This is a genomic window from Stenotrophomonas sp. 22385 (assembly GCF_052045085.1).
Classification (GTDB): Bacteria; Pseudomonadota; Gammaproteobacteria; order Xanthomonadales; family Xanthomonadaceae; genus Stenotrophomonas.
This window is the reverse complement of sequence record NZ_JBQEOG010000002.1, coordinates 443,386-466,202: the sequence shown is the minus strand read 5'-3', so window position 1 is coordinate 466,202 and position 22,817 is coordinate 443,386. Positions and strand designations below refer to the sequence as shown.

At 63.1% G+C, this 22,817-nt stretch carries 34 protein-coding genes; all 34 read right to left on the bottom strand.

The window, feature by feature from the left end; all coding sequences use genetic code 11:
* Positions 1-15 precede the first annotated feature (15 nt).
* The 34 genes from ACTJI4_RS06595 to rpsL all read right to left on the bottom strand — a co-directional run bounded on the left by ACTJI4_RS06595 (position 16) and on the right by rpsL (position 22,675).
* On the bottom strand, positions 16-1,161 hold the full coding sequence (locus ACTJI4_RS06595; RefSeq protein WP_392914864.1) for a mechanosensitive ion channel family protein: 1,146 nt from the start codon (positions 1,159-1,161) through the stop codon (positions 16-18).
* 62 nt (positions 1,162-1,223) lie between these two features.
* Complete coding sequence (locus tag ACTJI4_RS06590; protein ID WP_440868844.1) at positions 1,224-2,597, bottom strand: class II 3-deoxy-7-phosphoheptulonate synthase; 1,374 nt, start codon at positions 2,595-2,597, stop codon at positions 1,224-1,226.
* A gap of 31 nt (positions 2,598-2,628) precedes the next feature.
* On the bottom strand, positions 2,629-3,141 hold the full coding sequence (locus tag ACTJI4_RS06585) for a disulfide bond formation protein B (RefSeq protein WP_440868843.1): 513 nt from the start codon (positions 3,139-3,141) through the stop codon (positions 2,629-2,631).
* A 530-nt stretch (positions 3,142-3,671) separates the two neighbouring features.
* The gene (gene rplQ, locus ACTJI4_RS06580) at positions 3,672-4,058 is read right to left on the bottom strand and encodes a 50S ribosomal protein L17 (RefSeq protein ID WP_068849483.1); all 387 of its coding nucleotides are present in this window, start codon (positions 4,056-4,058) and stop codon (positions 3,672-3,674) included.
* Positions 4,059-4,255: 197 nt separating this feature from the next.
* Positions 4,256-5,254, bottom strand: a complete 999-nt coding sequence (locus ACTJI4_RS06575) for a DNA-directed RNA polymerase subunit alpha (RefSeq protein WP_068849481.1) — start codon at positions 5,252-5,254, stop codon at positions 4,256-4,258.
* Between the two features lie 55 nt (positions 5,255-5,309).
* Positions 5,310-5,939: a 30S ribosomal protein S4 gene (gene rpsD / locus ACTJI4_RS06570; protein ID WP_068849480.1), complete on the bottom strand. Its 630-nt coding sequence runs from the start codon at positions 5,937-5,939 to the stop codon at positions 5,310-5,312.
* Positions 5,940-5,953: 14 nt separating this feature from the next.
* Complete coding sequence (gene rpsK / locus ACTJI4_RS06565) at positions 5,954-6,343, bottom strand: 30S ribosomal protein S11 (RefSeq protein ID WP_017355427.1); 390 nt, start codon at positions 6,341-6,343, stop codon at positions 5,954-5,956.
* 12 nt (positions 6,344-6,355) lie between these two features.
* A complete protein-coding gene (gene rpsM, locus ACTJI4_RS06560; protein ID WP_017355426.1) occupies positions 6,356-6,712 on the bottom strand; it encodes a 30S ribosomal protein S13 in 357 nt (118 codons plus the stop codon).
* 364 nt (positions 6,713-7,076) lie between these two features.
* Positions 7,077-8,432: a preprotein translocase subunit SecY gene (gene secY / locus ACTJI4_RS06555; protein WP_068849478.1), complete on the bottom strand. Its 1,356-nt coding sequence runs from the start codon at positions 8,430-8,432 to the stop codon at positions 7,077-7,079.
* A 3-nt stretch (positions 8,433-8,435) separates the two neighbouring features.
* Positions 8,436-8,879, bottom strand: coding sequence for a 50S ribosomal protein L15 (gene rplO / locus ACTJI4_RS06550; protein ID WP_068849476.1), 444 nt, complete (start codon positions 8,877-8,879; stop codon positions 8,436-8,438).
* Positions 8,880-8,883: 4 nt separating this feature from the next.
* On the bottom strand, positions 8,884-9,075 hold the full coding sequence (gene rpmD, locus ACTJI4_RS06545; RefSeq protein WP_068849475.1) for a 50S ribosomal protein L30: 192 nt from the start codon (positions 9,073-9,075) through the stop codon (positions 8,884-8,886).
* Entirely contained in the window at positions 9,068-9,610 is a 543-nt protein-coding gene (rpsE, locus tag ACTJI4_RS06540) for a 30S ribosomal protein S5 (RefSeq protein ID WP_038690276.1), read from the bottom strand. Before rpsE ends, rpmD begins: the two co-directional genes overlap by 8 nt.
* 158 nt (positions 9,611-9,768) lie before the next feature.
* On the bottom strand, positions 9,769-10,122 hold the full coding sequence (gene rplR / locus ACTJI4_RS06535) for a 50S ribosomal protein L18 (RefSeq protein WP_019186158.1): 354 nt from the start codon (positions 10,120-10,122) through the stop codon (positions 9,769-9,771).
* 56 nt (positions 10,123-10,178) lie between these two features.
* Positions 10,179-10,706: a 50S ribosomal protein L6 gene (rplF, locus tag ACTJI4_RS06530; protein WP_392914849.1), complete on the bottom strand. Its 528-nt coding sequence runs from the start codon at positions 10,704-10,706 to the stop codon at positions 10,179-10,181.
* 18 nt (positions 10,707-10,724) lie between these two features.
* A complete protein-coding gene (gene rpsH / locus ACTJI4_RS06525) occupies positions 10,725-11,123 on the bottom strand; it encodes a 30S ribosomal protein S8 (protein ID WP_017355419.1) in 399 nt (132 codons plus the stop codon).
* Positions 11,124-11,384: 261 nt separating this feature from the next.
* Complete coding sequence (rpsN, locus tag ACTJI4_RS06520) at positions 11,385-11,690, bottom strand: 30S ribosomal protein S14 (protein WP_392914846.1); 306 nt, start codon at positions 11,688-11,690, stop codon at positions 11,385-11,387.
* An 18-nt stretch (positions 11,691-11,708) separates the two neighbouring features.
* On the bottom strand, positions 11,709-12,251 hold the full coding sequence (gene rplE / locus ACTJI4_RS06515) for a 50S ribosomal protein L5 (RefSeq protein ID WP_068849470.1): 543 nt from the start codon (positions 12,249-12,251) through the stop codon (positions 11,709-11,711).
* A gap of 11 nt (positions 12,252-12,262) precedes the next feature.
* The gene (gene rplX, locus ACTJI4_RS06510) at positions 12,263-12,580 is read right to left on the bottom strand and encodes a 50S ribosomal protein L24 (RefSeq protein WP_017355416.1); all 318 of its coding nucleotides are present in this window, start codon (positions 12,578-12,580) and stop codon (positions 12,263-12,265) included.
* A 16-nt stretch (positions 12,581-12,596) separates the two neighbouring features.
* Positions 12,597-12,965, bottom strand: coding sequence for a 50S ribosomal protein L14 (rplN, locus tag ACTJI4_RS06505; RefSeq protein ID WP_017355415.1), 369 nt, complete (start codon positions 12,963-12,965; stop codon positions 12,597-12,599).
* A 13-nt stretch (positions 12,966-12,978) separates the two neighbouring features.
* Entirely contained in the window at positions 12,979-13,248 is a 270-nt protein-coding gene (rpsQ, locus tag ACTJI4_RS06500) for a 30S ribosomal protein S17 (protein ID WP_193059172.1), read from the bottom strand.
* A gap of 11 nt (positions 13,249-13,259) precedes the next feature.
* The gene (gene rpmC, locus ACTJI4_RS06495; RefSeq protein ID WP_068849465.1) at positions 13,260-13,445 is read right to left on the bottom strand and encodes a 50S ribosomal protein L29; all 186 of its coding nucleotides are present in this window, start codon (positions 13,443-13,445) and stop codon (positions 13,260-13,262) included.
* Positions 13,445-13,858, bottom strand: coding sequence for a 50S ribosomal protein L16 (gene rplP, locus ACTJI4_RS06490; protein ID WP_068849463.1), 414 nt, complete (start codon positions 13,856-13,858; stop codon positions 13,445-13,447). The genes rpmC and rplP overlap by 1 nt, the downstream gene beginning before the upstream one ends.
* Before the next feature lie 5 nt (positions 13,859-13,863).
* Positions 13,864-14,598 carry a 30S ribosomal protein S3 gene (rpsC, locus tag ACTJI4_RS06485; RefSeq protein WP_068849461.1) on the bottom strand — a complete coding sequence of 245 codons (735 nt, stop codon included), beginning with the start codon at positions 14,596-14,598 and terminating at the stop codon, positions 13,864-13,866.
* 17 nt (positions 14,599-14,615) lie between these two features.
* Positions 14,616-14,951, bottom strand: a complete 336-nt coding sequence (gene rplV, locus ACTJI4_RS06480; protein WP_017355410.1) for a 50S ribosomal protein L22 — start codon at positions 14,949-14,951, stop codon at positions 14,616-14,618.
* 12 nt (positions 14,952-14,963) lie between these two features.
* On the bottom strand, positions 14,964-15,233 hold the full coding sequence (gene rpsS, locus ACTJI4_RS06475; RefSeq protein ID WP_017355409.1) for a 30S ribosomal protein S19: 270 nt from the start codon (positions 15,231-15,233) through the stop codon (positions 14,964-14,966).
* A 6-nt stretch (positions 15,234-15,239) separates the two neighbouring features.
* Positions 15,240-16,067 carry a 50S ribosomal protein L2 gene (gene rplB / locus ACTJI4_RS06470; RefSeq protein ID WP_068849460.1) on the bottom strand — a complete coding sequence of 276 codons (828 nt, stop codon included), beginning with the start codon at positions 16,065-16,067 and terminating at the stop codon, positions 15,240-15,242.
* Between the two features lie 10 nt (positions 16,068-16,077).
* Entirely contained in the window at positions 16,078-16,377 is a 300-nt protein-coding gene (gene rplW, locus ACTJI4_RS06465; protein ID WP_068854553.1) for a 50S ribosomal protein L23, read from the bottom strand.
* Complete coding sequence (gene rplD / locus ACTJI4_RS06460) at positions 16,374-16,979, bottom strand: 50S ribosomal protein L4 (RefSeq protein WP_068849458.1); 606 nt, start codon at positions 16,977-16,979, stop codon at positions 16,374-16,376. The genes rplW and rplD overlap by 4 nt, the downstream gene beginning before the upstream one ends.
* Before the next feature lie 12 nt (positions 16,980-16,991).
* A complete protein-coding gene (gene rplC / locus ACTJI4_RS06455; protein ID WP_068849456.1) occupies positions 16,992-17,642 on the bottom strand; it encodes a 50S ribosomal protein L3 in 651 nt (216 codons plus the stop codon).
* 11 nt (positions 17,643-17,653) lie between these two features.
* Positions 17,654-17,965: a 30S ribosomal protein S10 gene (rpsJ, locus tag ACTJI4_RS06450; RefSeq protein ID WP_010341589.1), complete on the bottom strand. Its 312-nt coding sequence runs from the start codon at positions 17,963-17,965 to the stop codon at positions 17,654-17,656.
* 334 nt (positions 17,966-18,299) lie between these two features.
* Positions 18,300-19,490, bottom strand: a complete 1,191-nt coding sequence (tuf, locus tag ACTJI4_RS06445; RefSeq protein WP_440868841.1) for an elongation factor Tu — start codon at positions 19,488-19,490, stop codon at positions 18,300-18,302.
* Between the two features lie 52 nt (positions 19,491-19,542).
* Positions 19,543-21,684, bottom strand: a complete 2,142-nt coding sequence (gene fusA / locus ACTJI4_RS06440; protein WP_440868842.1) for an elongation factor G — start codon at positions 21,682-21,684, stop codon at positions 19,543-19,545.
* Positions 21,685-21,820: 136 nt separating this feature from the next.
* Positions 21,821-22,288 (bottom strand): 30S ribosomal protein S7, encoded by a 468-nt coding sequence (gene rpsG, locus ACTJI4_RS06435; RefSeq protein WP_068849450.1) that lies wholly within the window; start codon positions 22,286-22,288, stop codon positions 21,821-21,823.
* Between the two features lie 12 nt (positions 22,289-22,300).
* A complete protein-coding gene (gene rpsL, locus ACTJI4_RS06430) occupies positions 22,301-22,675 on the bottom strand; it encodes a 30S ribosomal protein S12 (RefSeq protein WP_025879344.1) in 375 nt (124 codons plus the stop codon).
* Positions 22,676-22,817 lie beyond the last annotated feature (142 nt).

Below are 22,817 nucleotides of genomic sequence, written 5' to 3'. Positions count from 1 at the left end.
ACCGATATCGTCGCCTCACCGCGCGGCGTCTTCTGCGGCCAGCACCGCAGGCGGGCCATCCTCGGCACCAGGTGAACGCACGTCATCGGCCGGCTGCGAACGCGGCGTGCGCGTGGGCGGATCGGGGCGTTCGAGCAGTTCGGCGCGGGTGCGCGGCAGCGCCTGGGGATGTTCGCGCGCGAGGAAATCGAGCATGCGTTCGCGCACGATGCAGCGCAGGTCGAAGGCATCGCCGGAATTGCGTGCACTGACCAGCAGGCGCACCTGCAGGGTGTGATCGGTGGTTTCGGTCACCTGGGTCACACAGACGCGGCCATCCCACAACGCTTCGCCTTTGCAGATGCGCTCGAGCTCCCCGCGGATCGCCACGATCGGCGCGCGGTAATCGAGCCACAGGAACGCCGTCCCAAGCAGGTCGGCACTGCGTCGGGTCCAGTTCTGGAATGGATTCTCGATGAACCAGGTCAACGGCACCACCATGCGCCGCTCGTCCCAGATCCGCACCACCACGTAGCTGCTGCCGATCTCTTCCACCCGCCCCCACTCGCCCTCGACGATCACCACGTCATCGAGCCGGATCGGCTGGGTCAACGCAATCTGCAGGCCCGCGATGAGGTTGCCGAACACGGGCTTGGCGGCGATGCCGGCGACCAGGCCGATGATGCCCGCCGATGCCAGCAGCGCGGTCCCGATCTGGCGCACCATCGGGAAGGTCAGCAGCACCATCGACGCGCCGATCAGGATGATGGCGCCCATCAGCACGCGGCTGAGCACGCGGGTCTGGGTCTGGATGCGGCGGGCGGCCAGGTTGTCGGCCACCTCCATCGGGTGGTCGCGCAGGATCGCCTGCTCGCCGGCAGCCACCGCGCGCACCAGCAACCAGATGAAGCAGGCAGTCAGGCCGATATGCAACAGGCGCAGCGACTGGTCCAGCCAGCGCCCTTCCAGCGGGGTGGCTTCCAGCGCGGGAATCAACACCAGCATCGGCAGCGCGAAAGCCAGCGGCCGGCTGATCACGCGTGCGATCCGCGCACGACGATAGTCACGCCCTTTCAGGCGGCGGGTCAGCGCCATCAGCAGCCACCAGCCGGTAATCCCGATCGCCAGCGCGATCCCGATCGGCCACAGATATGCAGCCGCCTCCTGCCAATCCACTCGCATGCTCCCTCCCGCAGGGCTTCAATCCGAGCCCTACCGTGCCAGAGCGGCGATGATCGGCGCGTTTACCCGCCCTGCTTGCATACGATCGCCATGGCGATCTCCAGCGACTGCTCGTAGTTCAGGCGCGGGTCCACGGAAGAGCGATAGGCACGCTCAAGATCGCGCTCGGTGAGTTCGCGCGCGCCGCCGGTGCATTCGGTGACGTCCTCACCCGTCAGCTCCAGGTGGACGCCCCCCAAGCGCGTGCCAGCGGCCGCGTGCAGGTCGAAGGACAGCTCCACTTCACTGCGCACGTTGTCGAAGCGACGGGTCTTGTAGCCGTTGCTGGTGCTTTCGGTGTTGCCATGCATGGCGTCACACACCCACAGCACGCGTCGGCCATCGCGCTTGACCGCCTCCAGCAGCGGCGGCAGTTTTTCGGCGATCTGCGCCGCGCCCATGCGATGGATGAAGCTCAGGCGGCCGGGCTCATCGTCGGGATTGAGCACGTCAATCAGGCGCAGCAGCTGGTCGGGCTGCACGGACGGGCCAACCTTGATCGCAATCGGATTGCGTACGCCACGCAGGTATTCCACATGCGCGCCATCGAGGGCAGCCGTACGCATGCCGATCCACGGGTAATGCGTACTCAGGTTCAGCCAGCCGTGCTGGCGCGGCACCTGTCGGGTGAGCGCCTGCTCGTACGGCAGCAGCAACGCCTCGTGGGAGGTGTAGAAGTCGATCCGGTTGAGGTTGTACACCTGTGCGCCGGACAGGGTTTCCATGAAGCGCACGGCATCGCCGATGGACGCGACCATCTTCTGGTAATCGGTGGCCAGGGGCGAGTGCCGCACCCACTCCAGGTTCCAGTACTCGGGATGGTGCAGGTCGGCGAAGCCGCCATCGATCAGCGCACGCACGAAGTTCATGGTCATGGCCGAATGCGCGTGGGCCTGCAGCATCCTGCGCGGGTCGGGCAGGCGCGCGGCTTCGGTGAACTCGGGCGCGTTGATCACATCGCCCCGGTAACTGGGCAGGGTCACGCCGTCGCGGGTTTCGGTGTCGGCCGAGCGCGGCTTGGCGTATTGGCCAGCGAACCGGCCGACGCGGATCACCGGCTTGCGCATGCCGTGCACGAGCACCAGACTCATCTGCAGCAGCACCTTGAGCCGGTTGGAGATGGTGGTGGACTCGCAGTCGCTGAAGTTCTCGGCACAATCGCCGCCCTGCAGCAGAAAGCGCTTGCCTTCCTGGGCCTCGGCCAGCTGCTGCTTGAGCGACAGGATCTCCCACGAGGTCACCAGCGGCGGCAACCGCTTGAGCTCGTGCAGGGACGCATCCAGCGCGACCGGATCGGGGTAGGTCGGCATCTGCAGCGCGGGCCGGCCGCGCCAGCTCTCCGGCGACCAGTCGGTCGGCAACGAAGCGGAAGGGGTGGCACGGTCGGAGGCAGTCATCGGAATATCCAGTAAACCAGCAGAAGAAAGATCAGTGGCGACGCGCAGGACGGCAGAACGATACCAGCAGCGCCCAGAGGCCCAGCAGGGTGAACCACACCAGGCTCCACATGGGCATGGTCAGGCCCAGGAACTGCCAATCAATGTTGCCGCAGTTGCCGGTACCGGTAAGCACGGTGCGGAACACTTCGAACGGTCCCATGGTTTCGCTGAGGAACGACAGCGGCGGCCCACAGCTCGAACCCATGTCCTGCGGCAGCAGCTGCACATACACGTGCCGCCCGGCAATGCCGATGCCCACGGCGGCGGCAATGAAGGCCAGCACGCCATAGGTGATCCGCCCGGGCCGATCGCGCGGACCATGCAGCGCGCCGATCAGGAACAACAGGCCGAGCGCAGCGAACGCAATGCGCTGGAAGATGCACAGCGGGCACGGCTCCAGCCCCATCTTCAGCTGCAGGAAGATCGCATAGCCCAGCAGGCCAGCACACACCAGGAACCCCAGCAGGAACTGGGCGCGGAAATTCCAGCGCAATGGATTCATTGCCAACACTCTTGTTAGTCCAGGCGCCAAGATTAACAGGGAGCTGTGCGGTGTAGGCTGCGGCCGTTTGCCGTACATCGGCTTGGTTGGCCATATGGTGTGTTCTGGGGGCCTGGCGAACAGCTGCACGGCTGATAGGTCCACTGCCCGGCCGCGCCGACGGTGGGTCGGTGCGCATGGGGGGCAACAGCAGCCGGGCAAGGCCCGGCTCTACGGTTGGCGAAGCCGGGACGGGCGTGCCCGTCCTCATTCAGACCGCGACCTCCCACGCCCGGCCGATGGGCCAATAGGCGACCGACCCAGCGTCGAGGTCCCGGCCGGGGTGGGTTTGCGGGGGTGTGAGCCGCATGGATGCGGCGACCAAGCCCCCATGGATGGGTTCACGGCGTCCCCCGCAAACCCACACCGGCCGGGCCCCGCAGTGGACAGCAAATCCCCAGCGCCGTTGCCGTTGCTCTTGATCTACACGCCCAACAAAAAACCCGGCGCAGGGCCGGGTTTCTTGAAGAATCTTTGGTAAAGCCCGTCGATTATTCTTCGACGGCTTCAGCCACGGCGGCCGGACGGTCGACGAGTTCGACGTAGGCCATCGGGGCGTTGTCGCCAGCGCGGAAGCCGCACTTCAGCAGACGCAGGTAGCCGCCCGGACGGTTCGCGTAACGCGGGCCCAGGGTGGTGAACAGGTTGCCCACGGCTTCGTTGTCACGCAGGCGGGCGAAGGCCAGACGGCGGTTGGCGACGGAGTCGACCTTGGCCAGGGTGATCAGCGGCTCGGCGACGCGACGCAGTTCCTTGGCCTTCGGCAGGGTGGTCTTGATCAGCTCGTGCTTGAACAGCGACGCGGCCATGTTCTTGAACATTGCTTCGCGGTGGGCGCTGGTACGGCTGAACTTGCGGCCGGATTTCATGTGACGCATGACGGATGTTCCTTGAAAGAATATTGGATCGGTTGGATATCGCTGTCGCCTTCCCGGCGTTGTTGCTTGGACTGCGGATGGTCCGGTGCCGGCCCTCCTGGCCGACCGTCACCGCAGGCTGGCGCCTGTCGATGCGAGGTACTGCGGGTAAAGCCCCCGCACCCGAAGGTGCGGGGTGAAACATTTACTGCGCTGGATCAGCCGAGCATGCCGTGCTGGGCGACACCGGCCGGCGGCCAGTTCTCCAGCTTCATGCCGAGCGAAAGACCACGCTGTGCCAGGACTTCCTTGATCTCGGTCAGCGACTTCTTGCCGAGGTTCGGGGTCTTGAGCAGTTCCACTTCGGTCTTCTGGATCAGATCGCCGATGTAGTAGATGCTCTCGGCCTTGAGGCAGTTCGCCGAACGCACGGTCAGTTCCAGGTCGTCGATCGGGCGCAGCAGCACCGGATCCACGCCGTTGTTGGCCGGCTTGGCTGCACCGCGGTCGCGGTGGGTGAAGTCACCGAAGACCGACAGCTGATCGCTGAGGATGTCGGCGGCGGTGCGCACGGCTTCCTCGGCATCGATCGTGCCGTTGGTTTCGATGTCCAGCACCAGCTTGTCCAGGTCGGTACGCTGTTCGACGCGGGCCGCTTCCACCGAATAGGCGACGCGACGGACCGGCGAGAACGAGGCGTCCAGGACCAGACGACCGATGGCACGGGTCTCTTCATCCGGACGACGACGCGCGGCGGCCGGCTGGTAGCCGAAGCCGCGCTCGATCTTCAGACGCATGTTGACTGCCGTGTCCTTGGTCAGGTGGCAGATGACATGATCCGTATTGAGGATCTCGACGTTGTGGTCGACCTTGATATCGGCAGCAGTCACGACACCCGGACCCTGCTTGGACAGCGACAGGGTTGCGCTGTCGCCGGTGTGCATACGGATGGCCACGTCCTTCAGGTTGAGCAGGACTTCGAGAACGTCCTCCTGCAGGCCTTCGAGCGTGGTGTACTCGTGCAGTACGCCGTCGATCTCAACTTCCGTGATGGCGAAGCCCGGGATGGACGACAGCAGCACGCGACGCAGGGCATTGCCCAGCGTATGCCCGTAACCACGCTCCAAGGGTTCGATAACGACCTTGGCGCGGGTGTCGGTAAGGCGTTCGATCTGCGGACCACGAGGACGCAGAACCTGGTTGGCGGTAACCGTCATGTTGCGGGTTCTCCTAGTGAACCCCCGGCCGTCGCCGGGGGCTCTCCAATGTGAATTACTTCGAATACAACTCGACGATCAGCGCTTCGTTGATATCCGCAGGCAGGTCCGAACGATCCGGCACGGCCTTGAAGATGCCGGCGAACTTGTCGGCGTCCACTTCGATCCACGTCGGGCGCAGGTCGTGCGTCTTGGACACGGTCAGGGCTTCCTGAACGCGCAGCTGCTTGGCAGCCTTCTCGGACAGCGCGACAGCGTCGCCGGCCTTGACCTGGTACGAAGCCAGGTTGACCGACTTGCCATTCACGGTGACGCCGCGGTGCGAGACCAGCTGACGGGCAGCCGGACGGGTCACAGCGAAGCCCATGCGATAGACGACGTTGTCCAGGCGGGTTTCCAACAGCTGCAGCAGGTTCTCGCCGGTGTTGCCCTTCTTGGTCGAGGCCTTCTTGTAGTAGTTGCGGAACTGACGCTCCAGCAGACCGTAGATACGCTTGACCTTCTGCTTTTCACGCAGCTGGGTGGCGTAGTCGGACAGCTTGCCCTTGCGGGCGGTCGCGCCGTGCTGGCCGGGCTTCTGCTCCAGCTTGCACTTGGAGTCCAGCGCACGGGCCGGGCTCTTGAGGGAAAGGTCGGCGCCTTCGCGGCGGGCGAGCTTACAGGTAGGACCGATATAACGAGCCATTTCTTATCGCTCCTTTAGACGCGACGCTTCTTCGGCGGACGGCACCCGTTGTGCGGGATTGGCGTCACGTCGATGATGTTGGTGATCTTGTAGCCCACGTTGTTCAGCGAGCGCACGGCCGACTCACGACCCGGACCCGGGCCCTTGATGCGGACTTCCAGGGACTTGACGCCGTAATCCAGCGCGGCGCGGCCGGCTTTCTCGGCAGCCACCTGGGCAGCGAACGGGGTGGACTTACGCGAACCGCGGAAGCCAGCGCCACCGGACGTCGCCCACGACAGAGCATTGCCCTGGCGGTCGGTGATGGTCACGATGGTGTTGTTGAAAGAAGCGTGGACGTGGGCAACGCCGTCAGTGACGACGCGCTTGATCTTCTTCTTGGTCTTAGCGACGGGCTTAGCCATTTCTTAGGTCCCTTACTTCCTGATCGCCTTGCGCGGGCCCTTGCGGGTGCGGGCGTTGGTACGGGTGCGCTGACCACGCAGCGGCAGGCCGCGACGGTGACGCAGACCGCGGTAGCAGCCCAGGTCCATCAGGCGCTTGATCGCGATACCGATTTCACGGCGCAGATCGCCTTCCACGATGTACTTGGCCACTTCCGAGCGCAGGCGCTCGATTTCCGGCTCCGACAGATCGCGGATCTTGGTGGTCGAGGTCACGCCTGCGGCGTCGCAGACCTTCTTCGAACGGGTACGGCCGATGCCGTAAATGCTTTGCAACCCGACCCAGACGTGCTTCTGGGCTGGCAGGTTGACGCCTGCAATACGCGCCATGACGCGGTTCTCCAGCTGAGTGATGGCCGACAGCGCACCCGAGGCGCGCCGATCCGGCAGGATGGATCAAAAAAGTGAACTAGCGATACTAACAAGGTTCCGGTTTACATGGAAGCCCGTGAAACCTGAAAGGTTTCATGGACCCGGCCCAGGGAGTGTGCCCAGGCTCCGGCGCCGGACCAGGTTGACTCCGGAATGACAACTCTTTCGAGCCCTCTTCCGGCGCCGCCCGCGCTACTCCCGCGCGGGACGACCCGATCTCACCCCCACCCGGAACCGCTGCGGGGGCCGCCCTTCGTTTGTGTGGCCAGGTCCGCGAAGCGGAGGACCATCACGTCAGGAAGACGATAGTGTAACAGGCCAATCAGCCGCGGGCAAAACCGCCGCGGTTGCCGCCCTTCAGGTTGGCCTTCTTCAACAGGCTCTCGTACTGGTGCGACATCAGGTGCGCCTGGATCTGCGCGATGAAGTCCATCACCACCACCACCACGATCAGCAGCGAAGTGCCGCCGAAGTAGAAGGACGCATTCAGCTGCGTGCGCATGATTTCCGGCAGCAGGCAGACGATCACCAGGTAGGCCGAGCCGGCCGCGGTCAGGCGGGTCAGCACGCCGTCGATGTAGTCGGCGGTGGCCTTGCCCGGACGGATGCCCGGAATCAGCGCGCCCGACTTCTTCAGGTTGTCGGCGGTTTCCTGCGAGTTGAACACCAGCGCGGTATAGAAGAACGCGAAACCGGTGATCAGCGCAGCGAACACGATCATGTGCAGCGGCTCGCCCGGACCCAGGGCGTTGGCGACCTTCTGCAGCCAGGTCGCCGAGCTGGCCTGGCCGGACCACATGGCCAGGGTGGTCGGGAACGCCAGGATGCTGGAGGCGAAGATGGCCGGGATCACGCCCGCCATGTTCAGCTTCAGCGGCAGGAACGAGGTCTGGTTCATGTACGCGTTGCGGCCGCCCTGGCGACGTGCGTAGTTCACCGTGATGCGGCGCTGGCCGCGTTCGACGAACACCACGAAGAAGGTGAAGGCCAGCACCACCAGTGCGATCAGCAGCAGCTGGATGAACTGCAGGTTGCCTTCGCGGAAGGCGTCGAAGGTGTGGATGACCGCACCCGGCAGACCGGCCACGATGCCGGCGAAGATGATCAGCGACACACCATTGCCGATGCCGCGCTCGGTGACCTGCTCGCCGACCCACATCAGGAAGATGGTACCGGCGGTCAGCGCGACCACGGCGGTGAGCACGAAGCCCATGCCCGGCGCGTACACGACTGGCGCACCGGACGGGGACAGCTGGTTCTGCAGCGCCAGCGCGATGCTGCCGCCCTGCACCACCGCCAGCAACACGGCGCCGATGCGGGAATATTGGGTGATCTTGCGGCGACCGGACTCACCTTCCTTCTGCATCGCCTTGAGCGCGGGGAAGATGTGGACGGCCAGCTGCATCACGATGGATGCCGAGATGTACGGCATCACGTTCAGCGCGAAAATGCTGAAACGGTGCAGGGCGCCGCCCGAGAACATGTTGAACATGTCCACGATGCCGCCGCCCTGCGCCTGCATGAGTGCAAGCATGGCATCGGGATTGACGCCCGGCACCGGCACATAACAGCCGATGCGGTAGACGATCAAAGCCCCGACGACGAACAGCAGACGCTGGCGAAGTTCCGTGAACTTGCCGAGCCCGCCGCCCAGGTTACCAATGCCAGCTTGCGCCATGTCTTACTCCTGTACGCTGCCGCCGGCAGCTTCGATCGCGGCCTTGGCACCGGCCGTTGCTGCGATGCCCTTCAGGGTGAAGGCCTTGGTCAGGCCGCCCTTCATGACGATCTTGGCCTGCTTGGCAGTGCTCGGGACCAGCTTCGCGGCGCGCAGCGCTGCGAAATCGATCTCGCCAGCTTCCAGGCGGTCCAGGTGGTACGACAGCACTTCGGCAGTGTCCTTGGCGATCTTGGAACGGAAACCGACCTTCGGCAGACGACGCTGCATGGGGGTCTGGCCGCCTTCGAAGCCCGCCTTGATCTTGCCGCCACCCTTACGGGCGAACGAACCCTTGTGGCCGCGGCCACAGGTCTTGCCCAGGCCGGAGCCGATACCACGGCCGACGCGGGTGCGCTCTTTGCGCGCGCCCGGTGCCGGGCTCAGTTCATTGAGATGCAGGGTCATTGGATTATTCCTCAACCTTGACGAGGTAGTGGACCTTGTTGATCAGACCGCGAACCTGCGGGCTGTCCTTCAGGACACGCACATCGTTGAGCTTGTTCAGGCCCAGGGCACGCACCGACAGGCGGTGACGCGACTGGGTACCACGCAGGCCGCCAACCAGACGGACCTTGACGGTCTTGACGGTGTCATTAGCCATGGTTGAGATCCTCCACCTTCTTGCCGCGCTTGGCCGCGATGCGGGCCGGCGACTGCATTTCGGACAGGCCCTTCAGCGTGGCGCGAACCAGGTTGATCGGGTTGCGCGAACCGACGGCCTTGGCCAGCACGTTCTTGACGCCAACGGCTTCCAGCACGGCGCGCATCGCACCACCGGCAATGACGCCGGTACCTTCCGAAGCCGGCATCATGAACACGCGGGCCGCGCCATGACCGGACTTCACCGGGTGCCACAAGGTGCCGTTGTTCAGATCGACGTCGGCCAGGTTCTTGCGGGCCTGCTCCATCGACTTCTGGATCGCGACCGGCACTTCACGCGCCTTGCCGTAGCCGAAGCCTACCTTGCCTGCGCCGTCACCGACCACGGTCAGTGCGGTGAAGGTGAACTGACGACCGCCCTTGACGGTCTTGCTGACGCGGTTGACCGCGACCAGCTTCTCGATCATGCCGTCGTCGACTTTCTCTTCGCGGTTACGGTCGCGGTCGCGACCCCGCTGCTGACGTTCTTCTGCCATGTTGATTCCTTGATTGATTGGGTATGTACGGCTCAGGGCCGCTTATAGCTGTGGAATGACGCGGTGGATCGAACGCCCCTGCAGAAGAAGGACGCTGCCCGGCACAACCCGTGCCGGCAGGCAGGCGGAAGCGGGGACCAGCCCCGCTTCCTTATCCCTTAGAACTGCAGGCCGCCTTCGCGGGCTGCATCGGCCAGTGCCTTGATACGGCCGTGGTAGCGGTAGCCCGAGCGGTCGAAAGCGACCTTCTCGATGCCCGCAGCCTTGGCGCGCTCGGCAACCAGCTTGCCGACCTTGGCGGCGGCGTCGCTGTTCTTGCCGTTCTTCAGGCCTTCCTTGACGTCGGCCTGGGTGGTGTTGGCGGCAGCCAGCACCTTGGAGCCGTCGGCGGTGAAGACCTGGGCATACAGGTGCTGACCCGTGCGCAGCACCGACAGACGCGGCACGCCGAGGACACGGATGTGTGCGCGGGTGGACTTGGCGCGACGCAGGCGAGCAATGTTCTTGTTCATGATCTTTTTCCTTGAAAGCTGAAGACAGGACTTCTCCCCGAGAAGGGGACTCGCCCTTACGCCTTCTTGGCTTCCTTACGAATGATGACTTCGCCGGCGTACTTCACACCCTTGCCCTTGTAGGGCTCCGGCTTGCGGTAAGCGCGGATCTTGGCGGCAACTTCGCCCACCAGCTGCTTGTCGGTGCCCTGGACCAGGATTTCGGTCTGGGTCGGGGTCGACAGCGTGATGCCTTCCGGCGCCACGTACACCACCGGGTGCGAGAAACCGAGCGACAGGCTCAGGTCCTTGCCCTGCATGGCGGCGCGGTAGCCGACGCCGACCAGCTCAAGCTTGCGCTCGAAGCCTTCGGTGACGCCCTTGACCATGTTGGCCAGGATCGCGCGGACGGTGCCGGTGAGGGCAACCAGGTCGTCGTTGCTGGCGGCCAGGGTGGCAACGCCGTCATTGACGGAAATTTCAACGCCAGCAACCTTCGGCAGGCTCAGGGTGCCCTTCGGGCCCTTCACGCTGACGGATTCCGGCTGGATGTTCAGTTCAACGCCCTTGGGCAGGTTGACCGGCTTCTTGGCTACGCGGGACATAGTAGTTTCCTTCTCGCCTTAGGCCACGAAGCACAGGACTTCGCCGCCGACGCCCAACTGGCGCGCCTGCGCATCAGTCATGATGCCCTTGGAGGTGGAGATGATGGAGATGCCCAGGCCGTTCAGGACCTTCGGCAGCTCGGACTTGCCACGGTACTGGCGCAGACCCGAACGCGAGAAGCGCTTCAGGGTCTCGATGACCGGCTTGCCCTCGAAATACTTCAGGACGATTTCAAGCTCGGCCTTGTTGTTCTCGGTCTTGGTCACGCGCAGGTCGGTGATGTAGCCTTCGGCCTTCAACACTTCTGCGATTGCAACCTTGATCTTGGAGGACGGTGCCTTCACCGTCTGCTTGCCAACCGCAGCCGCATTCTTGATGCGTACCAGCAGGTCGGCGATGGGATCAGTCATGCTCATAGTCGATACCTTTGAGTGCACCGATATCCGCTTTCGCGAAAATCTTGCTTTTTGGAATGGGCCTGGCGGCCCGTCGTTCTTCTTCAGCGCTTCCTGGCTGCCGACCCACAGTCGGCTCTACCGGACCGCCCTACCCCGCACCACCCAGTGAAGGGCGGGTGAGACGCGGGAGTATACGACAAAAAGAGCCCGACCGGGGTCGGACTCTTCAAGTCGAGGTGAACCTGAACAGGCCCACCCCGTACTGCAGGGACGAGTCCCTTACCAGCTGGCCTTGCGCAGGCCCGGCACGTCACCACGCATGGTGGCTTCGCGCAGCTTGTTGCGGCCGAGGCCGAACTTGCTGTACACGCCACGCGGGCGGCCCGACAGTTCGCAACGGTTGCGGTGGCGGCTCGGCGACGAATCGCGCGGCAGCTTCTGCAACTTGATCACGGCCTGTTCCTTCTCTTCGTACGAAGCGGTCGTGCTGGAGATGATCTTCTTCAGCTCGTCACGCTTGCCGGCGTACTTGACGGCCAGCTTCGCACGCTTCAGGTCGCGGTTGACCATGGAGGTCTTTGCCATTTCGGATTCCTCGACGTATCAGTTACGGAACGGGAACTTGAACGCTGCGAGCAGCGCCTTCGCTTCCGCATCGGTCTTGGCGGTGGTGGTGATGGCGATATCCATGCCGCGGATCGCGTCGACGGCGTCGAAGTCGATTTCCGGGAAGATGATCTGTTCCTTCACACCCATGTTGAAGTTGCCGCGACCGTCGAAGGAACGACCCGAGACACCACGGAAGTCGCGCACGCGCGGCAGCGAGATGTTGATCAGGCGATCCAGGAACTCATACATCTTGGCACGACGCAGCGTGGTCTTGCAGCCGATCGGCCAACCATCGCGGATCTTGAACGAAGCCACCGAGACGCGGGACTTGGTCACGATCGGCTTCTGGCCGGAGACCTTGGCCATGTCGGCGACGGCATTTTCCAGGATCTTCTTGTTGGTCGCCGCTTCGCCGACACCCATGTTCAGGGTGACCTTGACCAGGCGGGGAACCTGCATCGGATTGGTGTAGCCGAACTGCTTCATCAGCGCCGGCACCACTTCTTCCTGGTAGAACTTTTCGAGACGGGAACTCATCTTCTCATTCCTCAGGCGTCGAGCGCCTCACCGCTGGAGCGGAACACACGCAGTTTGCGTCCATCCTCCAGCACCTTGAAGCCAACGCGCTCGCCCTTGCCCGAAGCCGGGTTGAGCACATTCACGTTGGAGATATGGATCGAAGCTTCACGCTCGACCACGCCGCCGGCAACGCCTGCCTGCGGGTTCGGCTTGGTGTGGCGCTTGACGATGTTCACGTTGGCGACGATCACACGATCGCCATCGACGCGGACGACTTCGCCCTGCTTGCCCTTGTCCTTGCCGGTGTTGACGACGACCTGGTCGCCCTTCTTGATACGGTTAGCCATGATTATCTCCTGTCGCTCACAGCACTTCGGGAGCGAGCGAGACGATCTTCATGAACTTCTCGGAACGAAGTTCACGGGTCACCGGCCCGAAGATGCGGGTGCCGATCGGCTCTTGCTTGTTGTTGAGCAGGACCGCGGCATTGGCGTCGAAACGGATCAGCGAGCCGTCGGCGCGACGCACACCCTTGCGGGTACGCACCACGACGGCGTCGAACACTTCACCCTTCTTGACCTTGCCGCGCGGAATTGCATCCTTCACGGTGACCTTGATGATGTCACCGATGTGTGCGTAGCGACGCTTGGAGCCGCCCAGCACCTTGATGCACATCACTTCCTTGGCACCGGAATTGTCCGCGACCTCGAGGTAGCTCTGCATCTGGATCATGAGTCAGATCTCCTTATTGAGCCGCACGCGTGATGACTTCCACCACGCGCCAGTTCTTGGTCTTGGACATCGGAGCAATTTCGGTCACCAGCACGACATCGCCTTCATTGCAGGCGTTGTCGGCATCGTGCGCGTGCAGCTTGGTCGAACGCTTCAAGTACTTGCCGTAAAGCTTGTGCTTGACCAGGCGCTCCACCAGCACGGTGACCGTCTTGTCCATCTTGTTGCTGACGACACGGCCTTCGACCGTGCGCAGCTGCTTGTTTTCAGTATTGTCGCTCATCGCGGCCATCCTTACTTGTTGCTGCCGAGCAGGGTCTTGACGCGAGCAATCTCGCGGCGGACCCGGCGGGTTTCGTGAGTCTTCGGCAGCTGCCCGGTGACCTGCTGCATGCGGAGCGAGAACTGCTCCTTACGCAGGTCGACCAAATGGGACTTCAGGTCGTCAGCCGACTTTTCGCGAAGTTGTTTGATATCCATCACATCACCGTCCGGGTCACGAAAGTGGTGGTCACGGAGAGCTTGGCAGCTGCCAGGCGGAACGCCTCGCGTGCCACGTCTTCACCCACACCTTCAATTTCATAGATCATGCGGCCGGGCTGGATCTGGGCTACCCAGTACTCCACGTTGCCCTTACCAGAACCCATTCGGACTTCGATGGGCTTCTTGGTGATCGGCTTGTCGGGGAACACGCGGATCCACATCTTGCCACCGCGCTTGACGTAGCGGCTGATCGAGCGGCGGGCCGCTTCGATCTGACGCGCGGTCAGCTGACCGTGGGCGGTTGCCTTCAGGCCGTATTCGCCGAAGCTGACAGCGTTGGCGCTCCAGCTCAGGCCATCGTTACGGCCCTTGTGTACCTTGCGGTACTTGGTTCGCTTGGGTTGCAACATTGTCGTTACCTCGCTTCACGGGCCGGGCGCTGACGGTCACCGCGGTCGCCGCGATCGTTACGATCGTTGCGCGACGGGGTGTCGTCCTGCTTTTCCTGGCCAACCTGGGAGAAATCGAAAACCTCGCCCTTGTAGATCCAGACCTTGATGCCGATGATGCCGTAGGTCGTCTTGGCTTCAGCGAAGCCATAGTCGATGTCGGCACGCAGCGTGTGCAGCGGCACGCGGCCTTCGCGGTACCACTCCGAACGGGCGATTTCCGCACCGTTCAAGCGGCCACCGACGTTGACCTTGATGCCCAGGGCACCGAGGCGCATCGCATTGCCGACCGAGCGCTTCATTGCGCGGCGGAACATGATGCGACGCTCCAGCTGCTGCGCGATCGACTCGGCAACCAGCTGTGCGTCCAGCTCGGGCTTGCGCACTTCGGTGACGTTGATGTGCGCCGGAACGCCCATCATTTCGCTCACTTCCTTGCGCAGCTTCTCGATGTCCTCACCACGCTTGCCGATCACCACGCCCGGACGGGCGGTGTGGATCGTCACGCGGGCGGTCTTCGCCGGACGTTCGATGAGGATCTTGCTGATGCCGGCCTGCGCGAGCTTCTTGCGCAGCATGTCCCGCACCTTCAGGTCGGCTGCCAGATAACCAGCAAACTCGGCCTTGTTGGCGTACCACTTGGAGTTCCAGTCCTTGGAGATGCCGAGGCGGATACCAATCGGATGAACTTTATGACCCATGGTGTTTTCCTTTCCGCTTACTTGCCGGCGCCCACAACCACAGTGATGTGGCTGGTGCGCTTGAGGATGCGGGTGCCGCGGCCTTTCGCCCGCGCCATGAAACGCTTCAGGGTCGGACCTTCATCTACCATGATGGTCTGAACCTTCAGCTCGTCGACGTCGGCGCCCTGGTTGTTTTCGGCATTGGCAATAGCCGACTCCACCACCTTCTTGATCAGGTGGGCAGCCTTCTTGTCCGAGAACTTCAGCAGGTTGACCGCACGCTCGGCCGGCAGGCCGCGCACCTGGTCAGCGACCAGGCGGGCTTTCTGCGCAGAGATGCGCGCGGAGCGCAGGATTGCTTTCGCTTCCATTGTCATCTCTCCTTACTTGCCCGACTTCTTGTCACCACCGTGACCCTTGAAGGTCCGGGTGATGGCAAATTCGCCGAGCTTGTGGCCGACCATGTTCTCGTTGACGAGCACCGGAACGTGGTTCTTACCGTTATGAACGGCGATGGTGATGCCTACCATTTCCGGCAGGATCATCGAACGGCGCGACCAGGTCTTGATCGGCTTCTTGCTACCCGCAGCGGCCTCCACCTTCTTGACGAGGTGGTGATCGACGAACGGGCCCTTCTTGAGTGAACGTGCCATGGTCGATTAGCCCCTACGATCGCGGACGATGAATTGCTGGGTGCGCTTGTTCTTGCGCGTCTTGTAACCCTTGGTCGGGACACCCCACGGGGTGACCGGATGCGGATTACCCTGGCCGGCCTTCGCCTCACCACCACCGTGCGGGTGGTCAACCGGGTTCATGGCAGCACCACGAACGGTCGGGCGGACACCGCGCCAGCGCTTGGCGCCAGCCTTGCCCAGCTTTTCCAGGTTGTGTTCGTCGTTGCCGACTTCGCCGATCGTTGCGCGGCACTCGACCGGCACCTTGCGCATTTCACCCGAGCGCAGGCGCAGGGTGGCGAAGACGCCTTCACGAGCGACGAGCTGCACGGCAGCGCCGGCGGCACGCGCGATCTGGGCACCCTTGCCCGGCTTCAGTTCGATGCCGTGGACAGTGGTACCAACCGGAATGTTGCGCAGCGGCAGGGTGTTGCCGGTCTTGATCGGCGCATCCGAACCCGCGATCACCTGGTCACCGGCCTTCAGGCCCTTCGGTGCGATGATGTAGCGGCGCTCGCCGTCGACGTAGCACAGCAGGGCGATATGGGCGGTGCGGTTCGGATCGTATTCGATGCGTTCCACGCGCGCCGGAATGCCTTCCTTGTTGCGCTTGAAGTCGATCAGACGGTAATGCTGCTTGTGACCACCGCCCACGTGACGGGTGGTGATGCGACCGTGGTGGTTACGACCACCGGTATTGCTCTTCGGCTCCAGCAACGCTGCGTGCGGTGCGCCCTTGTGCAGATCGGGCGTAACCACGCGCACGGCCGAACGGCGGCCGGGGGAAGTGGGCTTGAATTTCATCAATGGCATGGGATGTACCTCAGGCCTTGGCCGTTACATCGATGGACTGGCCATCGGCGAGACGCACGTACGCCTTGCGCCAATCGCCGCGGCGGCCGGTGCGGTTACGGAAGGACTTGTTCTTGCCCTTCACGTTCAGCACGTTGACCGCTTCGACCTTGACGTCGAACAACTGCTCTACCGCGGCCTTCACGTCGGCCTTGGTCGCTTCGTTCGAGATCTCGAAGACATACTGGTTGGAATGTTCCTGCAGGCGCGCGGTCTTTTCGGAGACTCGCGGAGCACGCAGCACGCTGAAGATTTTTTCGTTGCTGTTCATGCCAGCCACTCCTCGACCTTCTTGACCGCGTCAGCGGTGATGACGACCGTGTCGGCACCGACCAGCGACACCGGATCCAGGCCCTGCACGTCACGCACTTCCACGTAGGGAATGTTGCGGGCCGACAGGTACAGGTGCTCGGTGGCTTCCTCGGTGACGATCAGCGGGCGCTTGCCCACTTCCAGGCCGGCCAGCTTGGCGATCAGCGCCTTCGTGCTGGTCGCTTCGACATCGAACGACTCCACGATGGTCAGACGGCCCTGACGGTTCAGCTCGGACAGGATCGCGCACATGGCGGCACGGTACTGCTTGCGGTTGACCTTCTGCTCGAAGCTGCGCGGCTTGGCCGCGAAGGTGACGCCACCGCCGACGAAGATCGGAGCCGTCAGCGCGCCATGACGCGCACCGCCGCCCTTCTGCTTCTTCGACTTCTTGGTGGTACCAGCCACTTCAGAGCGAGTCTTCTGTGCCTTGGTGCCGGCGCGACCGGCGTTGCGATAGGCGACGACGACCTGGTGGACCAGATCTTCGCTGAAATCGCGACCGAACACGGCATCGGAGACCGAGACCTTGTTGTTGCTACCCGTGATAACGAGTTCCATCGTCATCTCTCCTTATGCCTTGCTAGCCGGACGCACGATCACGTCACCACCCGCAGCGCCAGGCACGGCGCCGCGAATCGCGATCAGACCGCGCTCGACGTCGACCTTGACAACTTCCAGGTTCTGCGTGCTCTGCTGCACGGCACCCATGTGGCCCGACATCTTCTTGCCCGGGAACACACGACCCGGGGTCTGGCGCTGGCCCAGCGAACCCGGCGCGCGATGCGACAGCGAGTTACCGTGGGTGGCGTCGCCCATACGGAAGTTGTAGCGCTTGATGGTGCCCTGGAAGCCCTTACCCTTGGTGACACCCTGGACGTCGACCTTCTGGCCCACTTCAAAGATGTCCGCCTTGACTTCGCCGCCAACGGCGAAATCGCCGAGCTGCGCGTCTTCAACGCGGAATTCCCACAGGCCGCGACCGGCTTCCACCTTCGCCTTGGCGAAGTGGCCGGCTTCCGGCTTGTTGACCAGGGCAGCGCGACGCGCGCCGACGGTCACCTGCACGGCGCTGTAGCCGTCGGCTTCGACGGTCTTGATCTGCGCGATGCGGTTCGGGGTGGCTTCAATCAGGGTCACCGGAATGGCCTGGCCATCTTCGGTGAACACGCGGCTCATGCCAGCCTTGCGGCCCACGAAGCCCAACGAATATTTCTTCGTCATGGTCGTAGTCCTCAGGTCAGCTTGATCTGAACGTCGACGCCGGCAGCCAGTTCGAGCTTCATCAGCGCGTCCACGGTCTTGTCGTTGGGGTCGACGATGTCGAGCACGCGCTTGTGCGTGCGGGTCTCGTACTGGTCACGCGCGTCCTTGTCGACGTGCGGCGAGACGAGAATGGTGTAGCGCTCGATCTTGGTCGGCAGCGGGATCGGGCCACGCACTTGCGCGCCGGTCCGCTTTGCCGTTTCAACGATCTCGCTGGCCGAACGGTCGATCAAACGATGATCGAACGCCTTCAACCGAATCCGGATCTTTTGGTCCGCCATGGCGGTAGGTTCCTTCGTTAAAAGAGCGACGGACAAGGCCTCTGGGTTGCCTTGTCCCATGAATATCCTGAATGCGGACGCCGCACATTCCTGCGCGGCGACAAGATCTTTCCGTAGACCTCAAAAATCGAGGCAGACCGGTCTCCCGATCTGCCCAGACAAAAAGTATAGCGCGCATACAACGCGGCGGTCAACAGGGGACCTGTTGACACTGCCTGAATGGCGCGACCCTTCCTGGTCTGGGGAACACGAGGTGCATCCTGCGCCTCTTTTCCCGTTTTGTTGCAACCCCGATGCCCTACCCAGGCAACATCGGGGCGCAGAGTCTAACAGATTACGCGATGATCTTGGAGACCACGCCGGCGCCGACGGTACGGCCGCCTTCACGAATCGCGAAGCGCAGGCCTTCGTCCATGGCGACCGGGTTGATCAGCGTGACAACCATCTTCACGTTGTCGCCCGGCATGACCATTTCCACGCCTTCCGGCAGCTCGACCGCACCGGTGATGTCGGTGGTACGGAAGTAGAACTGCGGACGGTAGCCCTTGAAGAACGGGGTGTGGCGGCCGCCTTCGTCCTTGGACAGCACGTACACTTCGCCGTCGAAGGTGGTGTGCGGCTTGATCGAACCCGGCTTGGCCAGGACCTGGCCACGCTCGACGTCGTCACGCTTGGTGCCGCGCAGCAGCAGACCGGCGTTGTCGCCTGCCTGACCCTGGTCGAGCAGCTTGCGGAACATTTCCACGCCGGTCACGGTGGTCTTCTGGACCGGACGGATACCGACGATTTCGATTTCTTCGCCGACCTTGATCACGCCGCGCTCGATACGACCGGTCACCACGGTGCCGCGGCCCGAGATCGAGAACACGTCTTCCACCGGCATCAGGAACGCCTTGTCGACGTCACGCTCCGGGGTCGGGATCCAGCTGTCGAGTGCTTCGACCAGCTTGATCACGGCCGGCACGCCGATGTCGCTCTGGTCGCCTTCCAGCGCCAGACGGGCCGAGCCCGCGATGATCGGGGTGTCGTCGCCCGGGAAGTCGTACTTGCTCAGCAGCTCGCGGACTTCCATTTCGACCAGTTCCAGCAGCTCGGCGTCGTCCACCATGTCGGCCTTGTTCAGGAACACGACGATGTACGGCACGCCGACCTGACGCGACAGCAGGATGTGCTCGCGGGTCTGCGGCATCGGGCCGTCAGCAGCCGAACAGACCAGGATCGCGCCGTCCATCTGGGCGGCACCGGTGATCATGTTCTTGACGTAGTCAGCATGGCCCGGGCAATCGACGTGGGCGTAGTGACGGGTGGTGGATTCGTATTCGACGTGTGCGGTCGAGATCGTGATGCCACGGGCCTTTTCTTCCGGCGCGGCGTCGATCGCGGAGTAATCCTTGAACTCGCCACCGAAGCGCTCGGCACCGATCTTGGTCAGTGCGGCGGTCAGCGTGGTCTTGCCGTGGTCGACGTGACCGATGGTGCCGACGTTGACGTGCGGCTTGGTGCGCTCGAACTTACCCTTTGCCATTGTTGTATACCTTGGATATCAGAAAGAAGAAGGTGAGGACCTGAGCTTACGCTCAGGCCTTCTTGATCACGGTTTCGGCGATGTTGTTCGGCGCCGGCTCGTAGTGGTCGAATTCCATCGTGAACGTCGCACGACCCTGGGTCTGCGAACGCAGCGAGGTGGCGTAACCGAACATTTCACCCAGCGGGATCATCGCGTTGATGATGCTGGCCGAACCGTCACCGGTGGTGCTCGAACCCTGCAGCACGCCACGACGACGGCTGACGTCGCCCATCACGTCGCCCTGGTAGTCCTCCGGGGTCACGATCTCGACCTTCATGATCGGCTCCAGCAGGACCGGCTTGGCCTTGGCGAAGCCCTGCTTGAAGGCCATCGACGAAGCCAGCTTGAACGCCATTTCCGAGGAGTCGACGTCATGGTAGGAGCCGAACACCAGCTTCACCTTCACGTCCACGACCGGGAAGCCAGCCAGCGGACCGCTGGTGATGGTTTCGCGCAGGCCCTTTTCGATCGACGGAATGAATTCCTTGGGAATCACGCCACCGGTGATGTCGTTGATGAACAGGAAATCGTCCTTGATGTTCGGCGCGATCTTCGGATCGGCACGGTCTTCAGCCGTGATCGGGGACAGCTCGATCACGACGTGACCGTACTGACCCTTACCACCGGACTGCTTGGCGTGCTTGTAATCCGACTTCACGTCGGCCAGCTGGATGGTTTCGCGGTAAGCCACCTGCGGCTTGCCGACGTTGGCCTCGACGTTGAACTCGCGCTTCATGCGGTCAACGATGATGTCCAGGTGCAGCTCGCCCATGCCCGAGATGATGGTCTGGCCGGATTCTTCGTCGGTCTTGACGCGGAACGACGGATCTTCCTGGGCCAGACGACCCAGGGCCAGGCCCATCTTTTCCTGGTCGGACTTGGTCTTCGGCTCGACCGCCATCGAGATCACCGGCTCCGGGAACACCATGCGTTCCAGGATGATCGGGTGCTCCTGCGAGCACAGGGTGTCACCGGTGGTGGTGTCCTTCAGGCCGACGGCCGCCGCGATGTCACCCGCCAGCACTTCCTTGATCTCTTCGCGATCGTTGGAGTGCATCTGCAGGATGCGACCGATGCGCTCCTTCTTGCCCTTCACCGAGTTCAGCAGCTGGTCGCCTGCATTCAACGTGCCCGAGTAGACACGGAAGAAGGTCAGCGCACCCACGAACGGGTCGGTGATGATCTTGAAGGCCAGCGCCGAGAACGGCGCCTTGTCGTCGGACTTGCGGCTCAGCGCGACGGTCTCGTCGTCAACGTCGGTACCGGTCACGTCCGGCACGTCGATCGGCGACGGCAGCAGCTGCACCACGCCGTCCAGCATGGCCTGCACGCCCTTGTTCTTGAACGCCGAGCCGCAGTACATCGGCACGATGTCGGTCGCCAGGGTGCGCACGCGCAGGGCTTCGATGATCTCGGCCTCGGTCAGCTCTTCGCCGCCAAGGTACTTTTCCATCAGTTCTTCGCTGGCCTCGGCCGCAGCTTCGATCATGAAGGTGCGCGCCTCGTCGGCGGCGTCCTTCATGTCGGCCGGGATGTCCAGGTACTCGAACTTCATGCCCTGTGAGGCTTCATCCCAGTGGATGGCCTTCATCTTGATCAGGTCGACAACGCCCTTGAAGCCTTCTTCGGCACCGATCGGCAGCTGCATCGGCACGGCGGTCGCACCCAGCTTGGCCTTCAGCTGGCCGACGACCTTGGTGAAGTTGGCGCCGGTGCGGTCCATCTTGTTGACGAACGCGATGCGCGGCACCTTGTACCGGTTGGCCTGGCGCCACACGGTTTCGGACTGCGGCTGCACGCCGCCGACAGCACACAGCACGAACACCGCACCGTCGAGCACGCGCAGCGAGCGCTCCACTTCGATGGTGAAGTCGACGTGCCCGGGGGTGTCGATGATGTTGAAGCGGTGCTCCGGCAGGGACTTGTCCATGCCCTTCCAGAACGCGGTGGTGGCAGCGGACTGGATCGTGATGCCACGCTCCTGCTCCTGCTCCATCCAGTCCATGGTGGCGGCGCCGTCATGCACTTCACCGATCTTGTGGCTCTTGCCGGTGTAGAACAGGATGCGCTCGGACGTGGTGGTCTTGCCGGCATCGATGTGGGCCATGATGCCGAAATTGCGGTAACGCTCGATGGGAGTGGTGCGGGCCACGGGAGCCTCTCAATTTCTTGGAATTCGGATGGCCGAACGCCGCCTTTCGGCGGCCTTCGGATTGGCGCAGCCCTTCTGGGGCCGCGAGGCAGCACCTTAATGGTGCTGCCGTGCCTGTTTTACAAGGCCGTCAAACTCACCAGCGGTAGTGGGCGAATGCCTTGTTGGCTTCGGCCATGCGGTGGGTTTCTTCGCGCTTCTTGATGGCGCCACCACGGTTTTCCGAGGCATCCAGCAGTTCAGCAGCCAGCTTCTTCGGCATGGTGTTCTCACCACGCTTGCGGGCGGAGTCGATCAGCCAGCGCATGGCCAGGGCCATCTTGCGCGACGAACGCACTTCGACCGGAACCTGGTAGGTCGCACCGCCGACGCGGCGGGACTTCACTTCGACCGACGGAGCCACGTTGTCCAGAGCCTTCTGCACCAGCTCGATGGAGTTCGGGTTCTTTTCGCTGATCACGTCCATGGCGCCATAGACGATCTTTTCAGCGACCGACTTCTTGCCGCTCAGCATCACCATGTTGATGAAGCGCGCGATGGTTTCACTTCCGTGCTTCGGATCCGGCAGGACAGAGCGCTGCGGCGTATTACCTTTACGAGACATGTGTACTTTCCCTTAGCTCTTCGGACGCTTGGCGCCGTACTTGGAACGGCCCTGGCGACGCTTGGCAACGCCCGAGGCGTCCAGCGAGCCACGCACGGTGTGGTAACGCACACCCGGCAGGTCCTTGACGCGACCGCCACGGATGAGGACCACGGAGTGCTCCTGCAGGTTGTGGCCTTCGCCACCGATGTAGCTGATGACCTCTTCCTGGTTGGTCAGGCGGACCTTGGCAACCTTGCGGAGCGCCGAGTTCGGCTTCTTCGGGGTGGTGGTGTACACGCGCGTGCAGACGCCACGGCGCTGGGGGCACTTTTCAAGAGCCGGGGAGGCGCTCTTGTAAGTGGTTGCCTGCCGCGGCTTGCGGACAAGCTGATTGATCGTCGCCATCAGTAAGTTCTTCTGAGAGAGGCCCGGTGAAAACAGGCCATGAATGCGGATATGTGCGAGCAGGCCGAAGGAATCCAGCCTGCTGAGACAGACGATTGTAGCAACCTGGCGAAAACGCAGTCAACCGCGCACGCGCCAAGCC

Bases quoted from the DNA above. Each gene is read 5' to 3' on its own strand.
- ACTJI4_RS06595 (WP_392914864.1), bottom strand. From the start codon at position 1,161: ATGCGAGTGGATTGGCAGGAGGCGGCTGCATATCTGTGGCCGATCGGG.
- ACTJI4_RS06590 (WP_440868844.1), bottom strand. From the start codon at position 2,597: ATGACTGCCTCCGACCGTGCCACCCCTTCCGCTTCGTTGCCGACCGAC.
- ACTJI4_RS06585 (WP_440868843.1), bottom strand. From the start codon at position 3,141: ATGAATCCATTGCGCTGGAATTTCCGCGCCCAGTTCCTGCTGGGGTTC.
- rplQ (WP_068849483.1), bottom strand. From the start codon at position 4,058: ATGCGTCACATGAAATCCGGCCGCAAGTTCAGCCGTACCAGCGCCCAC.
- ACTJI4_RS06575 (WP_068849481.1), bottom strand. From the start codon at position 5,254: ATGACGGTTACCGCCAACCAGGTTCTGCGTCCTCGTGGTCCGCAGATC.
- rpsD (WP_068849480.1), bottom strand. From the start codon at position 5,939: ATGGCTCGTTATATCGGTCCTACCTGTAAGCTCGCCCGCCGCGAAGGC.
- rpsK (WP_017355427.1), bottom strand. From the start codon at position 6,343: ATGGCTAAGCCCGTCGCTAAGACCAAGAAGAAGATCAAGCGCGTCGTC.
- rpsM (WP_017355426.1), bottom strand. From the start codon at position 6,712: ATGGCGCGTATTGCAGGCGTCAACCTGCCAGCCCAGAAGCACGTCTGG.
- secY (WP_068849478.1), bottom strand. From the start codon at position 8,432: ATGGCGCAAGCTGGCATTGGTAACCTGGGCGGCGGGCTCGGCAAGTTC.
- rplO (WP_068849476.1), bottom strand. From the start codon at position 8,879: ATGACCCTGCATCTCAATGAACTGAGCCCGGCACCGGGCGCGCGCAAA.
- rpmD (WP_068849475.1), bottom strand. From the start codon at position 9,075: ATGGCTAATGACACCGTCAAGACCGTCAAGGTCCGTCTGGTTGGCGGC.
- rpsE (WP_038690276.1), bottom strand. From the start codon at position 9,610: ATGGCAGAAGAACGTCAGCAGCGGGGTCGCGACCGCGACCGTAACCGC.
- rplR (WP_019186158.1), bottom strand. From the start codon at position 10,122: ATGAACAAGAACATTGCTCGCCTGCGTCGCGCCAAGTCCACCCGCGCA.
- rplF (WP_392914849.1), bottom strand. From the start codon at position 10,706: ATGTCCCGCGTAGCCAAGAAGCCGGTCAACCTGCCCAAGGGCGTTGAA.
- rpsH (WP_017355419.1), bottom strand. From the start codon at position 11,123: ATGAGCATGACTGATCCCATCGCCGACCTGCTGGTACGCATCAAGAAT.
- rpsN (WP_392914846.1), bottom strand. From the start codon at position 11,690: ATGGCAAAGACCTCCATGGTCAACCGCGACCTGAAGCGTGCGAAGCTG.
- rplE (WP_068849470.1), bottom strand. From the start codon at position 12,251: ATGAGTTCCCGTCTCGAAAAGTTCTACCAGGAAGAAGTGGTGCCGGCG.
- rplX (WP_017355416.1), bottom strand. From the start codon at position 12,580: ATGGCTAACCGTATCAAGAAGGGCGACCAGGTCGTCGTCAACACCGGC.
- rplN (WP_017355415.1), bottom strand. From the start codon at position 12,965: ATGATCCAGATGCAGAGCTACCTCGAGGTCGCGGACAATTCCGGTGCC.
- rpsQ (WP_193059172.1), bottom strand. From the start codon at position 13,248: ATGAGCGACAATACTGAAAACAAGCAGCTGCGCACGGTCGAAGGCCGT.
- rpmC (WP_068849465.1), bottom strand. From the start codon at position 13,445: ATGGATATCAAACAACTTCGCGAAAAGTCGGCTGACGACCTGAAGTCC.
- rplP (WP_068849463.1), bottom strand. From the start codon at position 13,858: ATGTTGCAACCCAAGCGAACCAAGTACCGCAAGGTACACAAGGGCCGT.
- rpsC (WP_068849461.1), bottom strand. From the start codon at position 14,598: ATGGGTCATAAAGTTCATCCGATTGGTATCCGCCTCGGCATCTCCAAG.
- rplV (WP_017355410.1), bottom strand. From the start codon at position 14,951: ATGGAAGCGAAAGCAATCCTGCGCTCCGCGCGCATCTCTGCGCAGAAA.
- rpsS (WP_017355409.1), bottom strand. From the start codon at position 15,233: ATGGCACGTTCACTCAAGAAGGGCCCGTTCGTCGATCACCACCTCGTC.
- rplB (WP_068849460.1), bottom strand. From the start codon at position 16,067: ATGCCATTGATGAAATTCAAGCCCACTTCCCCCGGCCGCCGTTCGGCC.
- rplW (WP_068854553.1), bottom strand. From the start codon at position 16,377: ATGAACAGCAACGAAAAAATCTTCAGCGTGCTGCGTGCTCCGCGAGTC.
- rplD (WP_068849458.1), bottom strand. From the start codon at position 16,979: ATGGAACTCGTTATCACGGGTAGCAACAACAAGGTCTCGGTCTCCGAT.
- rplC (WP_068849456.1), bottom strand. From the start codon at position 17,642: ATGACGAAGAAATATTCGTTGGGCTTCGTGGGCCGCAAGGCTGGCATG.
- rpsJ (WP_010341589.1), bottom strand. From the start codon at position 17,965: ATGGCGGACCAAAAGATCCGGATTCGGTTGAAGGCGTTCGATCATCGT.
- tuf (WP_440868841.1), bottom strand. From the start codon at position 19,490: ATGGCAAAGGGTAAGTTCGAGCGCACCAAGCCGCACGTCAACGTCGGC.
- rpsG (WP_068849450.1), bottom strand. From the start codon at position 22,288: ATGTCTCGTAAAGGTAATACGCCGCAGCGCTCTGTCCTGCCGGATCCG.
- rpsL (WP_025879344.1), bottom strand. From the start codon at position 22,675: ATGGCGACGATCAATCAGCTTGTCCGCAAGCCGCGGCAGGCAACCACT.